This window comes from Nocardioides szechwanensis (genome assembly GCF_900103935.1).
GTDB lineage: Bacteria > Actinomycetota > Actinomycetes > Propionibacteriales > Nocardioidaceae > Nocardioides > Nocardioides szechwanensis.
In genome coordinates this window covers 140137-154003 of the sequence record NZ_FNIC01000001.1, presented here as the reverse complement: position 1 = coordinate 154003, position 13867 = coordinate 140137, and the positions used below count along the sequence as shown (strand labels likewise).

Here is a 13867-nt window from a genome sequence, read left to right as displayed (position 1 = left end):
GTCGGAGGGCTACGACCACCCTGGTTCAGACCGCGCCCCACTCATGTGTGCGCCAGGGCGGCGAGCCGCCAGCCGTCGTCGTCGTGCTCCACGAGGCCGTTGCGGTGGAGGTAGAGCAGCGCCGACTGCACCTCAACGATCCCGAGCCCGGCGGTGCGCGCAACCGAGTCGCTGCCGGCGGCCCGGGCCACCGGCACCGCGTCGAGGACCTGGCGGTGGCGCGACGTCAGCCGGTCGCGCGGCCGCACCGGGGCGCGGGGATCCTCGACGAGGTGCTCGCCGGCCTGGCCCACCATCTCGAGCACCTCCTGGCCCGTGCTCGCCAGCACTGCGGATCCCTTCCGGATCAGCTGGTGGACCCCCTGCGACTGGGCGGCGCCGACGGGGCCCGGGACCCCGAGCACCACCCGGTTGAGGCGCCCCGCCCAGCTGGCGGTGTTGAGGGCGCCACTGCGCACGGCCGCCTCCACCACGACGGTGCCCCGCGAGAGGGCGGCGATCAGCCGGTTGCGGGCCAGGAACCTGATCCGCGTGGGGGCGCAGCCGGGCGCCGCCTCGGAGACCACCGCCCCGGTCTCCGCGAGGTGGGCGATCAGCTGCGTGTGGGCGGCGGGGTAGGCGCGGTCGGCGCCACAGGCCAGGACCGCCACGCTCGGCCCGTCCATCGCGACCGCGCCACGGTGGGCCGCCTGGTCGATGCCGAAGGCCGCACCGGAGATGACCGGGCACCCCTGCCTGGCCACCACCGCCGCGATCTCGCCGGCCACCCGGTCGCCGTAGGTCGTGGACGACCGCGACCCGACGATGGCGACCGACTGCCCCAGACGGTCGAGACGCAGCGGGCCCTTGGCCCAGAGCCCGATGGGCGGGCCGCCCCGCTCGTGGAGCTGGCCGGCCGACACCAGCGCGTCGATCTGGGTCGGCCACTCGTCGTCGGAGGGGATGACGAACCGGATGCCCAGCCGGTCGGCCTGCTCGAGCTCACGGTCGGGGTCGGTGGACGCCAGGCGGGTGGCGACGTCGGTGAGCACCCCGCCGGCGTCGCGATCGTGCCGGAGCAGGTCGTAGAGCGTGGTGGCGCCGTGCTCGGCGACCAGCGTGGTGAGACGGGGGTCGCCGGGCTCGGTGAGCCGGCTCAGCGCGGCTCTGGCCCGGCGCTCGACCTCGCTCACGACGCCCGCACCTCGGCGAACCCGGCCGGGAGCGGGTTGCCCGTGCGCAGGCTCAGCGCGAGCTGCACCTCGTCGGCCCCCGGCGACACGTCGGCACCGGTGCGTACGGCGGCCAGGTCGGCCACCGTCCACGCGAGCCGGTGGACCCGGACCGCTCCCCGGCTGCTCAGCCGGCCCGAGAACAGCTCGGTGTCGACCAGCTGCTGGCCGGCCGGTGCCAGCGGCCAGTGCTCGCGCAGCAGCGGACCCGGCGCGTGGGCGTTGAGCCGCCAGCTGCGCTCGGCGTAGCGCTCGCCCTGGCGCAGCCGCGCCGCGGCGACCCTGGCCTTGACCTCCTCGGAGCGCTCGAGCCGCGCGAACCGGTCGGCGCTCTCGTGCGGCAGCAGCGGCTCGACGTGGCGCACGATGTCGATCCGGTCGGACAGCGGGCCGGTGATCTTGTTGCGGTAGTCGCGGCGCACCTTCTCGGAGCAGGTGCACCGGTTGGCACTGGCCTTCGCGTGGTACTCCCCGCAGGGACATGGGTTGGACGCAAAGACGAGCATCCCGCGGGCCGGGAGGGTGACCAGCTCCTCCTGCCGGGCGATGGTGACGTCGCCGCTCTCGAGAGGCTGACGCAGCGCCTCGAGCACGTCGCTGCGGAACAACGGGAACTCGTCGAGGAACAGGACACCGCAATGGGCCCGGCTGATCTCGCCGGGCCGGACGTAGCCGGTGCCGCCGCCGATCAGGCTCGCCTTGCTGGCGTCGTGATGGGGCGAGGCGTAGGGCGGCTGCGTCAGCATGCCGTCGCCCGGCTCGAGGGTGCCCGCCAGGGAGTGGATGGCCGTCAGCTCGAGCGCCTCCTCGGCGGTGAGGGGCGGCAGGATCGTGGGGATCCGTTCGGCGATGCTGGTCTTGCCGCTCCCCTTGGGGCCGGACAGCAGGACGTGGTGACCGCCCGCGGCCGCGACCTCGACGGCGTACTTGGCGTCGGTCAGGCCACGCAGGTCGGCCAGGTCGACCTCCTCGAGCCGCTCGGCCCCACGCCAGGAGAGCAGTCGGCTGCCCGACATCGGCGCGACGGGCGCTGCCTCGGGGACCTCCTCGCCCCGCAGCTCGGCCACGACCTGGGCCAGGGAGCGCATCCCGAAGACAGTCATGCCCGGCACCATCGAGGCCTCCCGGGCCAACGGCTCCGGAACGAAGACGCGGGTGATCCCGCGCTCGGCGGCAGCCAGCACCATCGGCAGCACCCCGGGCACCGAGCGCAGGCCACCGTCGAGGGTCAGCTCGCCGATCAGGACCGTCGAGTCGAGCGCTGCCCGCGGGAGGCGGCCGTCTGCGGCGAGCACGGCCACGGCGATCGCAAGGTCGAAGTGGCTGCCGCGCTTGATCAGGTCGGCCGGCGAGAGCAGGATCGTGATCCGCTTGGTGGCCGGCCACACCAGCTCGCTGTTGATGATCGCCATCCGGCACCGGTCGCGTGCCTCGTGCAGGGACGCGTCTGCGCGCCCGACCACGGTCGTGAGCACCTGGCCGGGCGACACGTCGGCCTGGACGTCGATCAGGTGGCCGAGCGCGCCGTGCAGGGACACCGTGCGGGCCGTGGCGAAAGGCATCAGCCGATCCCCCGCACGTGCTCGACCTCGGCCGCGCCCCGACGCGGCAGCCGGACCGCGACCAGGTCTATCCGGGTCTCGGGTGGCTCGAGACCGTGATCGCCTGCCCACCGGTGCGCCAGCCGGCGCAGCCGGTCGAGCTTGGCCGGCGAGACCGCCTCGTGCGGTGACCCGCAGACGTCGCTCGAGCGGGTCTTGACCTCGCACACCACGAGCACGTCACCGTCGCGCAGCACCAGGTCGATCTCGCCCTCGTCGCACCGCCAGTTGCGCTCCAGGACCCGCAGCCCCGTCTCCGCGAGGTGGCGCGCCGCCACCGTCTCGCCGTAGGCACCCACGGCCTGCTTGCTCGCTGCTGTTGTCGTCATCTGCTGACCTCCTGGAGGACAGCGTCACCACCGCGACCGACGCCGGGCGGCCGAGCGCGGCCGGCCTGGGGACAACGCCGCCACGAGGACTGCTGTGGACGACCGGAGGCCAGAGCAAGATCAATCAGAAAACACTCGTCACCCCGCGAGGGCAGGGATCCCGCACATCGGTCGGGGCAGCGCGAACAGGTCAGCGCCATACAGCGACACACCGAGCGCTGTGCTCAACGGCGTGATCACGTCATTGATCTTCTGGATTAGAGGATTGATGGTGTCGCGAATCATCCGCGAATTCACTTCTGCCAGCAGGAAATCCAGGTTTACGTCACCGAGCGCGACCTCCCCCTTGACGACACCGTCGACGGTCAGCCACGCCTTCCCCCCAATCGATGATCGATCGAATACGACCGACGGGATAGCGGCAGGAGAACGCCCTGGTACAGGAACGGCGACGTTGTACTGGTCGGGCAGGTGTGCAAAGGGCACGTCGCTGTCAGTCGCGGCGCCCACCGCGCGAGCACCCAGATTGAAGCTTAGGTCGAGATCGATCCTGATCTTGTTGAGATTCGAAAGCAGGCTCACGATCTGCGTCGCCGTGTAGTCCAAAGTCGCCAATAGAGTCGACAGATTCTTTGTGTACTCACTCGTGTCGATCGATCCCTTGAGGTGCACGGGCACGTCGAACTGCAAATTGGGCGCCTCCCGACGCACATGCACAGTCAACTTCTCTTGGTCAAGCAGCGTGCCGGCACCGCATCGAAGATCGGTGAGTGTCCCTTGTGCACGCGCAACATCCGCAGAGATAGCCAACACTGGATCTTCCTGAAATGTCAGCCCCGCAATCTGACTGCCGCGGCTGTAGTCGAGATTGCTAAGGTACGAAAACTGCCCGGTGCGCGCAATTGCGGACCCAACACGGCCACAGGCGAGTTGTGGCACCTGAGATATGCTCAACTCAATTTCAGTTCTTGAGACCGCCGGGAGATTCCAGATCACGCCTGTCTTCACGCTTGTGTTTCCGTTGGCCAGAAAGCCCGTCGCGGCGACCAAATCGAGCACGTTGACCTTTGTAACAAGTGCTGCTGGCCCAGCGGTCGTCAGGTCCATGACGCTGCCGACCTTGAATTTCTTCAAGACCGTCGCATTGGATGACTGTCCGAGAGTACGAAGCACTGCTACTTGCGTCGATGCGGTCGGCCCGCCCTCTCGCGCCAGGACTGTTGCCATCGCCGTTGCCAGGCTGGCAACACTGACGTCCGTATTCATGAGGTCCTGCGGCGTACCGGCGCCCAACTCAGCGGCGATGCCGCCCAAAGAAACCGAACTGTCCACGAGGCCTTCATAACCTATGGCATTAACACCCAAGGCGTTACCAAGAATTCGCTGCAACACACCGCTGCTGTCGGACCTGAGAGCTGCGGCATACGACCCCAAGCGGAAGCAGGCTGCAGAGTCGGCGACGCCCAAGGCCGTCCGCACACCCCCCCCGCTACCCGGCGCGAACGCGAAGTCAACCTCGCCGGCGGCCTCGACGTAGACGGCGTCCGGGGTGTTGTTGTCCGGGACGTCCACGAGGGCACCGGCGGCGGTCCGGCTCGGGATCTGCTCGCCATTGAGCCCGTCCACCACATAGATGAGGGTGGCCGTGACGCTGTTGACCCTCCCGAGCGACGCCTGGTTGCGTGCCACGCTGCTGGCGACCACAGCGCTCAACGCGGGCTGGCCCGTGGTGCCGTCCTCGATCTGCTTGGCCGTACGACCGTTGAGGAGCCGCGCCGTGTCGAGCGCCACGACGTCCGCCAGGGCCTGCATGTCGCTGCGCACGACCCGCTGCATGCCCAGGTCGACAGCGAAGGCGGCTACAGCGACGAGTACGGCGACCGCCGCTGCGGTGAGCACGGCGACACCCCCACGCTCGTCATGCCGCCTCATTGGCTGACCTCCGCCACGGACTTGTAAGTGAGCTTGTCGGGCATGACTAGACCGAGACCGAGGAAGACCGGCTTGCTGGGGTCGGCCTTGTAGCTGTGGGTGACCGTGACCTCGACGCAGGTGCAAGTCGCTGGGAAGGCGACCGTGCACGCGAGGTAGGTACTGCCGCACGTGACGCCCAGGGCCGAGGCCACCGCGGCCTTGGCAATCGCTTCCCGATTCGCCGTGGCCGGCGCCACGGCGGCCGCACGAGCGCCCTCAGCAGCCGCCTGGCTGATCGACTGACGGAAACTCAGCATGTAGCCGTAGCCGATGATGCCCATCAGCAGCAGGATCAACAGCGGCGCGACGAGCGCAAACTCGACGGCTGCGGCACCGTCGTCACGGCGCCTCGAACGACGACCCATCATGCGTGAACCACCTAGACCCAGAGGACTGTCCCATGCTGCCCCGCGCCCGAGCCTACGCTGTACCTAGGGTCACAGGTAGCCCATCCGCGCCCAGATGGCCCGTTGTGACTACGTCTTGAGCGGATCTATGTCCGATTGGTTGAGCTCTTCGACGTTGACGTCCTTGAACGTCAGGACCTTGACGTTCTTGGCGAAGCGCGCCGGGCGGTACATGTCCCAGACCCAGGCGTCGGTCATCGACACCTCGAAGAACACGTCCCCGGCCTCGGTGCGCGCCTTCACGTCGACCTGGTTGCACAGGTAGAAGCGGCGGTCGGTCTCGACGACGTACTTGAAGATGCCGACGACGTCGCGGTACTCGCGGTAGAGGGTGAGCTCCTGCTCGGTCTCGTACTTCTCGAGCTCCTCGGCGCTCATCTCTCATCCCTTCGGGGTTCCCGCATGGAAGCCATTCTGCACATCGAGGGCCGGTTCGAGACCGGCGGCCCGCCGGACGTTGACGAAGCGTCTGCGGTGCACGGGCGAGGGCCCGTGCTCGGTGAGCGCCGCGGTGTGGACCTCGGTGATGTAGCCCTTGTGCGTCTTGAAGTCGTACGCCGGCCACTCGCGGTCGAGCTCGGTCATCAGGCGGTCCCGGGTCACCTTGGCGAGGACCGAGGCCGCGGAGATGCACGCCGCGACCCGGTCGCCCTTCCACACCGCGAGCCCGGGGACGCCGAGGCCGTCGACCGGGAAGCCGTCGGTGAGGACGTAGGCGGGCGGCAGGTCGAGCAGCGCGACCGCGCGGCGCAGAGCCTCGATGTTGGCGACGTGCATGCCCAGTCGGTCGCACTCGTCGTGCTCGACCACGACCACCGACCAGGACAGCGCGCGCCGTACGACCTGGTCGTAGCAGCGCTCGCGGGCCTTCTCGGTGAGCAGCTTGGAGTCGGCGAGCCCCGGGATGATCCCGGCCTTGCCCGCCGGCAGGATCGCCGCGCCCGCGACCAGCGGCCCCGCGCAGGCGCCGCGCCCGGCCTCGTCGACGCCGGCGATGGGCTCGATGCCGTGGCGGCGCAGGGCGCGCTCGTAGCCGTAGAGGCCGGCGTCCCGGCGTACGGTCAGACCGCGGGGCAGGTCGCTCATCTCAGCTCATCAGGCTCAGGGAGCGTCGGGGACGTCGTCGAACGTCTCGGGACGCCCGACCCAGTCGAAGCGGTCACGCGGCCAGGCCAGGACGAACACCTTGCCGACGACGAGGTCGACGTCGATGAACGGGTTCTGGGAGCACTCGGTCACGTCGGGGGTGCACAGGTGCGCGGAGGAGTCGGCCGAGTGGGCCCGGTTGTCGCCCATCACGAAGATGTGTCCCTCGGGGACCGGCGGGACCTCCCAGGAGCACTTGGTGCCGTTCATCGGTCCGTGGCAGTCGACGCCGGGCTGGAGGTAGCTGTCCTCCTCCAGCGGCTGGCCGTTGACGGTGATCCGGCCCTCGTCGCAGCAGACGATGACGTCGCCGGCGACCCCGATCACCCGCTTCACCAGGTGGCCGCCGGTGGGGTAGAGCCCGACCTTGGCCATCGCCTTCGTGAAGACGTTGGTCGGGCCGGTGTCCTCGCTGGCCGGGAGCCAGCCGCCCGGGTCCTCGAAGACCACGACGTCGCCGCGCGACGGGGAGCCCCCGAACCAGTAGGAGACCTTCTGGACCAGGATCCGGTCGTTCTCGACCAGACCCGGCTCCATCGACTCCGACGGGATGTAGAACGCCTGGACGAACAGCGCCTTGATCACGATAGCGAGCACCATCGCGACCCCGAGGAGCAGGATCGTCTCCTGCCAGATCGGCAGGTGCTTGCGCTTGCGTGCGGGCTCCGCGGGCGGGTCGTCACCCTCGGTCAGCGGGCCGACGGGTCCGTCGCCGGACACGTCGTCGCGTTCGTGGGTGCTCACGCGCAGAGTGTAGGGAGAGCGTGGGTGAGTCTCGGCCAAGGCCGGGACTCAGACCTCGCGACGCTCCTTGATCTTGGCGGCCTTGCCGCGCAGGTTGCGCAGGTAGTAGAGCTTCGCGCGGCGCACGTCACCGCGGGTGACGATCTCGATCTGCTCGAAGATCGGGGAGTGCAGCGGGAAGGTGCGCTCGACGCCGACGCCGAAGGAGACCTTGCGGACGGTGAAGGTCCGGCCGATGCCCGAGCCCTGGACCCGGATCACGACGCCCTGGAAGATCTGGACGCGGGAGCGGTTGCCCTCGACGACCTTCACGTGGACCTTGATGGTGTCACCGGCCCGGAAGGCGGGGACGTCGTCGCGCTTGCTGGCGTTGCCGAGCTCGGCAATCACGTTGGTCATGTGTTCTCCTCGCGAGTGCCACAGGTCAGCCGCGGATTGGATGTGTTCAGCTGTGTCGGTCAAGCCAGGTGGCCGGCGGCGCAAGGCTCCCCCTGTGGCAGGAACCCGACGCGGACCCTCCGGGTGACTCTCGGAGCGGACCTTCGGCCGACTGGACCGAGGGACGAGTCTGCCACAGCGTGAGCCGCGTGCAGAAATCAGCGTCGGGGCTTGGTGAGCACCACGGCGAGCGGCGGCGCCGGCAGGTCGGGTCGCAGCCGGAAGCCGGCCTTCTTGTACATCCGTAGGTTGTCGGCGCTTCCCGCTCCCGTGAACAGGACGTACGACGTCGCCGCGGCCGGCGCCACCGCCTGGATGTGCTCCAGGAGCAGGCGTCCGAGCCCCCGTCCCTGGAGGTCGGGGGCGACCATCACCCGCCCGATGTCCCACGTGTCGCCCTCCAGGCGTCCCCGCACGGCGCCGACCAGCCGGCCGTGGGAGCGCACCACGAAGCTGGTCCAGTCCTCCAGCCAGGCGAAGACGTCGTCGAGCGACTCGTGGAGGGCCGGGATCCCGGAGACGCTGTCGTTGGCGATCGCCTCCTGGAGCCAGCACGCGCGTTGCAGCGTCAGCAGCTCGCCGGCGTCGGCGCGGGTGGCGGCGACCACGTCCCACTCGGAGTCGGCCCGGCTGGGGTGGAGCAGGTCGGGCCGGCGTTCCGTCGTACGACGCTCGGCCTGGTCGCGGCGCCAGGCGGAGATCCGCCCGTGGTCGCCCGAGAGGAGAACGTCGGGCACGTCCAGGCCGCGCCACGAGGCGGGCTTGGTGTAGACGGGGTACTCCAGCAGGCCGTCCTCGTGGGACTCCTCGGTCAGCGACTCGGCGTTGCCCATGAAGCCGGGCAGCAGCCGTACCACCGCCTCGGTGATCGCGAGCGCGGCCACCTCTCCCCCGTTGAGCACGTAGTCGCCGATGGAGACCTCACGCACCTCGGCGCGCCCGGCGGCGTGGTCGAGCACCCGCTGGTCGATGCCCTCGTAGCGGCCGCACGCGAAGACCAGGCGCTCGCGGGTCGCGAGGTCACGGGCCAGCGCCTGCGTGAACGGCTCGCCCGACGGCGTGGTCACGACCAGGGTGGCGCCGTCGATCGCGAGCACGTCGAACGCCTCGCCCCACGGCTCGGGCTTCATCACCATGCCGGCGCCGCCGCCGTACGGCGTGTCGTCGACGGTGTGGTGGCGGTCGTCGGTCCACTGGCGCAGGTCGTGGACGTGGACCTCGATCAGCCCCCGCTCCTGCGCCTTACCGGGCAGTGACAGGCCGAGCGGGGCGAGGTAGTCGGGGAAGATCGTGAGGTAGTCGAGCCTCACGCGTCGTCCTCCAGGGGCGTGACCAGGCCGGGGCGGTCGGCCACGACGATGCGCCCGCCGGGCACGTCGACCTCGGGCACGAGCGCCTTCACGAACGGCACCAGTCCGTCGTGGCCCGCGGGCGTGCGCACGGTCAACAGGTCCTGGGCGCCACCGTGGGCGACCGCGGTGACGGTGCCGAGCTCGCGCCCGTCGAGGTCGACGGCGGTCAGGCCGACCAGCTGGTGGTCGTAGTACTCGTCCGGGTCGTCCGGGGTCTCGCCGGCATCGACGGTGGTGCTGAGCACCACCCCGCGCGCGGCCTCGGCCTGGTTGCGGTCGGCAAGCTCCTCGAAGGTCACCAGCAGCGTCGTCTGGTGCCACCGCGACCGGGAGACGGTCAGGGTGCGGTGGCCGAACGCCGAGCCCTTGGGAGGCTGTACGGCGAGCGTGGCGCCCGGTGCGAACCGGCGCTCGGGCTCGTCACTCTTGAGGTCGAGGGTCACCTCGCCACGGAGGCCGTGAGGCTTGCCGATCCGGCCGACCACGACGTCGATGGACTCCACGATGAACCTCTTCTGAGAAAGCCGAACGGGTGCCGTCCCGGAGGACGACACCCATTCAAGCGTTGATCGGGCCAGCCAAGAAGCAGGGAGCGTCAGCGACGACGGTCGACGTCCACGAAGTCGATCCGTGCGCCGCCGCGGCCCGCGAGGGCCGAAACGACGGTGCGGAACGCGGACGCCGTACGTCCGCCGCGGCCAATGACCTTGCCGAGGTCGTCGGGGTGGACCCGGACCTCGAGGATCGAGCCACGACGCAGCTGCTTGTCACGCACGGAGACGTCGTCGGGGTTGTCGACGACACCCCGGACGAGGTGCTCGAGAGCGTCGGCGAGCATCAGCCTCAGGCCTTCGGCTCGGTGGCCTCGGTGGCCTCGGCGTCAGCGGCCGGGGTCTCCTCGGCGGGCGCGTCAGCAGGCGCCTCAGCAGCGGCCTTGGCCGGAGCCTCGGCAGCAGGAGCCTCGGCGGCGGGTGCCTCGTCAGCAGGCGCCTCGGCGGCGGGAGCCTCGGGCTCCTCGACCTTCTTGGCGGTCTTCTTCGCGGCCTTCTTGGTCGTCGTCGCGTCGCCCTTGGGCTCGTTCGCCGACTCCTTCAGCGCCTCGTTGAAGATCTCCTGCTTGTCGCGCTTGGGCTCGGCGACCTTGAGGGTGCCCTCGGTGCCGGAGATGCCCTTGTAGGTCTGCCAGTCGCCGGTGATCTTGAGGATCTTGGCGACGGCCTCGGTCGGCTGCGCGCCGACACCCAGCCAGTACTGCGCCCGGTCGGACACGACGCTGATGTAGCTCGGGTCCTCCTTGGGGTGGTACTTGCCGATCTCCTCGATGACCTTGCCGTCGCGCTTCTTGCGCGAGTCGACGATGACGATGCGGTACTGCGGCACCCGGACCTTGCCCAGGCGCTTCAAACGGATCTTGACGGCCACGGTTGTGGTGTCTCCTTGAGGTTCGTGGTGGGTGAAGGACACGGCACCGGGTGGGGAACACACGGTGTCGAAGCTTCGATGGGCTCTGCGGCGTCCGGATGAGAGGGTCCGGGCGCGCAGGACTCAGCGGCCGATTCTGCCAGAGGTGCGCGGAGCAGATGAAATCGGGCACTCTGGCTGGGTGACCCAGCCTCCGACCCCGCCGTACGGCGCTCCCCCGCGTGAGCGCCGCCGCCGCCCCAGCGCCTGGTGGTTCGCGGTCGGCGGCACGCTGGTTCTGGTCGCGATCGTGGTGTTCGTGGCGCTGTTCGCGTGGACCCTCACCGGGTTCCTGGACACCGACGCCACCGTCGACGCCGACGGGCGCCCCGAGACCATCCGGCTCGAGGGTGACGACCGCCGGATGCTGTGGCTCGAGGACGGCGTGGCCCAGACCTGCACGGTCGCCGACCCCGACACGGGTGTCGAGGTGTCCACCCGGTCGGTCGGCGGCGACTACAACCGGTCCGAGGGCGGCAGCGACTGGACCGGGTCGGTCACCTTCGCGCCCGGCTCCGGCAGCGTCGAGATCACCTGCACCGGCGGTGGCACGGTGATCGTCGGCCCGGCGCCGGCCATCGGCAGCTTCGTGGTCGGCCTGCTGGCCACGATCTTCATCCCCCTGCTCCTCGGCGGGACGGGCCTGGTGGTCCTGATCGTCACCGGCGTCCTCTTCGCCACCGGGAGGCCGCGCGCAGGTTGACCCGCCCGAAACTTTCGGGCGGGTCAACGTGTGATCAGGCGACGATTCGCCCGCGGAGCACCACGCAGAGCGGGTCGAGGAGGACGGTGAGGTCGGCGAGCGGGTCGCGGTCGAAGACGACGAAGTCCGCGGGCGCCCCCTCCTCGAGCGTGGCGTTCCAGCCCAGCCACTCCCGGGCTCGCCACGAGGCGGCCCCCAGCGCGTAGTCGGCCGGCAGCCCGATCCCGGCCATGGCGATCACCTCGCCGGCGAGGTTGCCGTGCCGGGTGACGCCGCCGCCGTCGGACCCGGCGTACAGGCGCACCCCGGCGTCGTACGCCGCCATGATCGTGTCGCGACGCCGGGCGAAGAGGTCGGTCATCGTCTCGGCGTAGGCGGGGAACTTCTCGGCCCCGGCCTCGGCGTAGCCGGGAAACTTGTCGAGCTGCATCACCGTCGGCACCAGCGCGGTGCCGCGCCGCGCCATCGACTCGACCAGATCGGCGGTCAGCCCGGTGCCGTGCTCGATGCAGTCGATGCCGGCCTCGATCAGGCCGGGCAACACCTCACGCCCGAAGCAGTGCGCGGTGACCTTGGCACCGTGCTCGTGCGCGGCCGCGATCGCGGCGGCGAAGGCCTCCGGCGGGAACGACGGTGCCAGGTCGCCCGCCTCACGGGAGATCCAGTCGCCGACCAGCTTGACCCAGCCGTCGCTGCGCTGCGCCTCCTCGACGACGTACGCCGCCAGGTCTGCCGGCTCGACCTCGTGGGCGTAGTTGCGGATGTAGCGCTTGGTGCGGGCGATGTGGCGTCCCGCGCGGATCAGGCGGGGCAGGTCCTCGCGGTCGTGGATCCACGAGGTGTCGGCCGCGGACCCGCAGTCGCGGATCAACAGCGCGCCGGCGTCGCGGTCGGCGACTGCCTGCTCCTCGGTGGTCGCCTCGTCGACGGCCCCGTGGTCGTCGAGCCCGAGGTGGCAGTGGGCGTCGACGAGCCCCGGCACGATCCAGCCCTCGGCCACGGTGTCGGCCCCGGCCGCCGGCTCGTAGGTCACGTGCCCGTCGACCACGTAGAGGTCACGCGCCTCCCCGTCGGGGAGCACCGGACCGCGGAACCTGAGAGCCGTCATGCCCCCGGACGTTACCGAGCCCCGGCAGTCAGCGGCCGCACTAGGCTGCTCCGCGTGACCACCCCCGCCCCCGGGGCACTCGAGCGCCTGCGCGTCGCCAACCGGCGCGCGGTGACGAGCCTGCTCACCGCGGGGCCGATGAGCCGGGCCGACCTCGCCCGCGGCACCGGGCTCTCGCGGACCACGGTCTCCAGCCTGATCTCGGAGCTGATCACGACGGGGCACGTCACCGAGACCACCGACCGCGGCCAGCCGCACAAGGGCGGCAGCGGCCGCCCGCCCCTCCTGGTCGCGCTCAGCACCCCGTACGGCGGCGTCGCCGGCGTAGACATCGGGCACGGCCACGTGCGCGTGGCGGTCGCCGACCGCGCCGGGGTGATCCTCGTCGAGGACTGCGCGACCGTCGACGTCGACTCCCACGGCGCCGACACGCTGGACCGGGCCGCGGCCATGGTGCGTACGGCGCTGCACGCGGCCGGTCTCGGCCGCGACGACCTCCAGGCAGTCGCGATGTGCGTCCCCGCCCCGCTCGACCGCCGCAACCCCCGGATCAGCACCGGGATCCTGCCCGGCTGGCACGACCTGTTCCCCGGCGACGAGCTCCAGCGCCGGCTCGGGGTCCCGGTGTTCGTGGACAACGACGCCAACCTCGGGGCGCTGGCCGAGGTCGAGCGCGGAGCCGCCAGGGGTGTCGCCGACGTCGTCTACGTCAAGGTGGCCAGCGGGCTCGGGGCCGGGATCGTGCTCGGCGGGCGCCTGCACCGCGGGGCCACCGGCATCGCCGGCGAGCTGGGCCACGTCCAGGTCGACGAGGACGGCCCGGTGTGCCGCTGCGGCAACCGCGGCTGCCTGGAAACCCTGGTGTCGGCGTCACGGCTGCTGACGGTCCTCCAGCCGGCGTACGACGAACCGCTCGACGTGGAGCGGGTGCTCGAGCTCGACGAGGGCGGGGACGACGGCGTACGCCGGGTGCTCGGCGACGCCGGGCTCACGATCGGGCGCGCGCTGGCCGACCTGTGCAACAGCCTCAACCCGCAGGTCGTCCTGCTGGGCGGCTCGCTGGGCACCTCGCCGTCATTGGCCGACGGGATCCGCGGCGCGATCGACCGCTACGCCCAGCCCGACGCGGCCGCGGCCGTCCGGGTCGAGGCCGGCAGCCTCGGTGACCGCGCGGAGATCGTGGGCGCGGTGTCCCTGGCGATCGCCCGCGTCGCCCAGGTCTAGGTCTGGGCCGAGCGGGCGTCGATCTCCGCCCCCGCCAGGTCCACGCCGCGCAGCACGGCGCCTCTCAGGTCGGCCCCGTCGAACCGCGCGCCGGTCAGGTCCACCTCGGTGAACACCGCGCCGCGAAGATCGTCGGACCGGGTGAAGGAAGCCATGCCCGCGACCCTAG

The 13867-nt window shown here is 70.8% G+C and carries 17 protein-coding genes and 1 pseudogene; 2 read left to right on the top strand and 16 right to left on the bottom strand.

Features of this window, described 5'->3' with window-relative positions; genetic code table 11:
- Positions 1-41: 41 nt before the first annotated feature.
- The 14 genes and pseudogenes from dprA to rpsP form a co-directional block, all read right to left on the bottom strand.
- Complete coding sequence (dprA, locus tag BLR90_RS00760) at positions 42-1172, bottom strand: DNA-processing protein DprA (protein WP_091021673.1); 1131 nt, start codon at positions 1170-1172, stop codon at positions 42-44.
- Positions 1169-2773 (bottom strand): YifB family Mg chelatase-like AAA ATPase, encoded by a 1605-nt coding sequence (locus BLR90_RS00755; protein ID WP_091021671.1) that lies wholly within the window; start codon positions 2771-2773, stop codon positions 1169-1171. The genes dprA and BLR90_RS00755 overlap by 4 nt, the downstream gene beginning before the upstream one ends.
- Positions 2773-3141: a YraN family protein gene (locus BLR90_RS00750; protein WP_091021669.1), complete on the bottom strand. Its 369-nt coding sequence runs from the start codon at positions 3139-3141 to the stop codon at positions 2773-2775. Before BLR90_RS00750 ends, BLR90_RS00755 begins: the two co-directional genes overlap by 1 nt.
- Positions 3142-3279: 138 nt before the next feature.
- Complete coding sequence (locus tag BLR90_RS00745; protein ID WP_091021668.1) at positions 3280-5040, bottom strand: Tad domain-containing protein; 1761 nt, start codon at positions 5038-5040, stop codon at positions 3280-3282.
- Between the two features lie 29 nt (positions 5041-5069).
- Positions 5070-5483, bottom strand: a complete 414-nt coding sequence (locus BLR90_RS00740) for a TadE/TadG family type IV pilus assembly protein (protein WP_091021666.1) — start codon at positions 5481-5483, stop codon at positions 5070-5072.
- A gap of 108 nt (positions 5484-5591) precedes the next feature.
- A complete protein-coding gene (locus BLR90_RS00735; RefSeq protein WP_091021664.1) occupies positions 5592-5900 on the bottom strand; it encodes a DUF2469 domain-containing protein in 309 nt (102 codons plus the stop codon).
- A 3-nt stretch (positions 5901-5903) separates the two neighbouring features.
- Positions 5904-6608 carry a ribonuclease HII gene (locus BLR90_RS00730; RefSeq protein WP_091021662.1) on the bottom strand — a complete coding sequence of 235 codons (705 nt, stop codon included), beginning with the start codon at positions 6606-6608 and terminating at the stop codon, positions 5904-5906.
- 15 nt (positions 6609-6623) lie between these two features.
- On the bottom strand, positions 6624-7412 hold the full coding sequence (gene lepB / locus BLR90_RS00725) for a signal peptidase I (protein ID WP_245715078.1): 789 nt from the start codon (positions 7410-7412) through the stop codon (positions 6624-6626).
- 48 nt (positions 7413-7460) lie between these two features.
- Entirely contained in the window at positions 7461-7811 is a 351-nt protein-coding gene (gene rplS / locus BLR90_RS00720; protein WP_091021660.1) for a 50S ribosomal protein L19, read from the bottom strand.
- Between the two features lie 197 nt (positions 7812-8008).
- Positions 8009-8458, bottom strand: a complete 450-nt coding sequence (locus BLR90_RS21610) for a GNAT family N-acetyltransferase (protein ID WP_281245370.1) — start codon at positions 8456-8458, stop codon at positions 8009-8011.
- Positions 8459-8491: 33 nt separating this feature from the next.
- Positions 8492-9160 (bottom strand): annotated as a pseudogene (gene trmD, locus BLR90_RS21605) (tRNA (guanosine(37)-N1)-methyltransferase TrmD); the annotation flags it as partial.
- Positions 9157-9705, bottom strand: a complete 549-nt coding sequence (gene rimM, locus BLR90_RS00710) for a ribosome maturation factor RimM (protein ID WP_371863147.1) — start codon at positions 9703-9705, stop codon at positions 9157-9159. The gene rimM and the pseudogene trmD, both read right to left, overlap by 4 nt.
- 92 nt (positions 9706-9797) lie before the next feature.
- Positions 9798-10040 (bottom strand): RNA-binding protein, encoded by a 243-nt coding sequence (locus tag BLR90_RS00705; protein WP_091021656.1) that lies wholly within the window; start codon positions 10038-10040, stop codon positions 9798-9800.
- A 5-nt stretch (positions 10041-10045) separates the two neighbouring features.
- Complete coding sequence (gene rpsP / locus BLR90_RS00700) at positions 10046-10624, bottom strand: 30S ribosomal protein S16 (protein WP_091021654.1); 579 nt, start codon at positions 10622-10624, stop codon at positions 10046-10048.
- Positions 10625-10805: 181 nt separating this feature from the next.
- Between rpsP and BLR90_RS00695 the strand changes: the two genes are divergently transcribed.
- Positions 10806-11366: a hypothetical protein gene (locus BLR90_RS00695; protein WP_091021652.1), complete on the top strand. Its 561-nt coding sequence runs from the start codon at positions 10806-10808 to the stop codon at positions 11364-11366.
- Between the two features lie 34 nt (positions 11367-11400).
- Here BLR90_RS00695 and BLR90_RS00690 read toward each other — a convergent pair whose 3' ends face one another.
- Positions 11401-12474: an amidohydrolase family protein gene (locus BLR90_RS00690; RefSeq protein ID WP_091021650.1), complete on the bottom strand. Its 1074-nt coding sequence runs from the start codon at positions 12472-12474 to the stop codon at positions 11401-11403.
- 54 nt (positions 12475-12528) lie between these two features.
- On the opposite strand from BLR90_RS00690, the gene BLR90_RS00685 reads away from it, so the two are divergent.
- Positions 12529-13698, top strand: coding sequence for an ROK family transcriptional regulator (locus tag BLR90_RS00685; protein ID WP_245715077.1), 1170 nt, complete (start codon positions 12529-12531; stop codon positions 13696-13698).
- Here BLR90_RS00685 and BLR90_RS00680 read toward each other — a convergent pair.
- A complete protein-coding gene (locus BLR90_RS00680; RefSeq protein WP_091021648.1) occupies positions 13695-13853 on the bottom strand; it encodes a pentapeptide repeat-containing protein in 159 nt (52 codons plus the stop codon). The genes BLR90_RS00685 and BLR90_RS00680 overlap by 4 nt on opposite strands.
- Between the last annotated feature and the right edge of the window lie 14 nt (positions 13854-13867).

Bases quoted from the DNA above. Each gene is read 5' to 3' on its own strand.
- BLR90_RS00690 (WP_091021650.1), bottom strand. From the start codon at position 12,474: ATGACGGCTCTCAGGTTCCGCGGTCCGGTGCTCCCCGACGGGGAGGCG.
- BLR90_RS00735 (WP_091021664.1), bottom strand. From the start codon at position 5,900: ATGAGCGCCGAGGAGCTCGAGAAGTACGAGACCGAGCAGGAGCTCACC.
- BLR90_RS00705 (WP_091021656.1), bottom strand. From the start codon at position 10,040: ATGCTCGCCGACGCTCTCGAGCACCTCGTCCGGGGTGTCGTCGACAAC.
- BLR90_RS00740 (WP_091021666.1), bottom strand. From the start codon at position 5,483: ATGATGGGTCGTCGTTCGAGGCGCCGTGACGACGGTGCCGCAGCCGTC.
- BLR90_RS00750 (WP_091021669.1), bottom strand. From the start codon at position 3,141: ATGACGACAACAGCAGCGAGCAAGCAGGCCGTGGGTGCCTACGGCGAG.
- BLR90_RS00730 (WP_091021662.1), bottom strand. From the start codon at position 6,608: ATGAGCGACCTGCCCCGCGGTCTGACCGTACGCCGGGACGCCGGCCTC.
- rplS (WP_091021660.1), bottom strand. From the start codon at position 7,811: ATGACCAACGTGATTGCCGAGCTCGGCAACGCCAGCAAGCGCGACGAC.
- BLR90_RS00680 (WP_091021648.1), bottom strand. From the start codon at position 13,853: ATGGCTTCCTTCACCCGGTCCGACGATCTTCGCGGCGCGGTGTTCACC.
- BLR90_RS00755 (WP_091021671.1), bottom strand. From the start codon at position 2,773: ATGCCTTTCGCCACGGCCCGCACGGTGTCCCTGCACGGCGCGCTCGGC.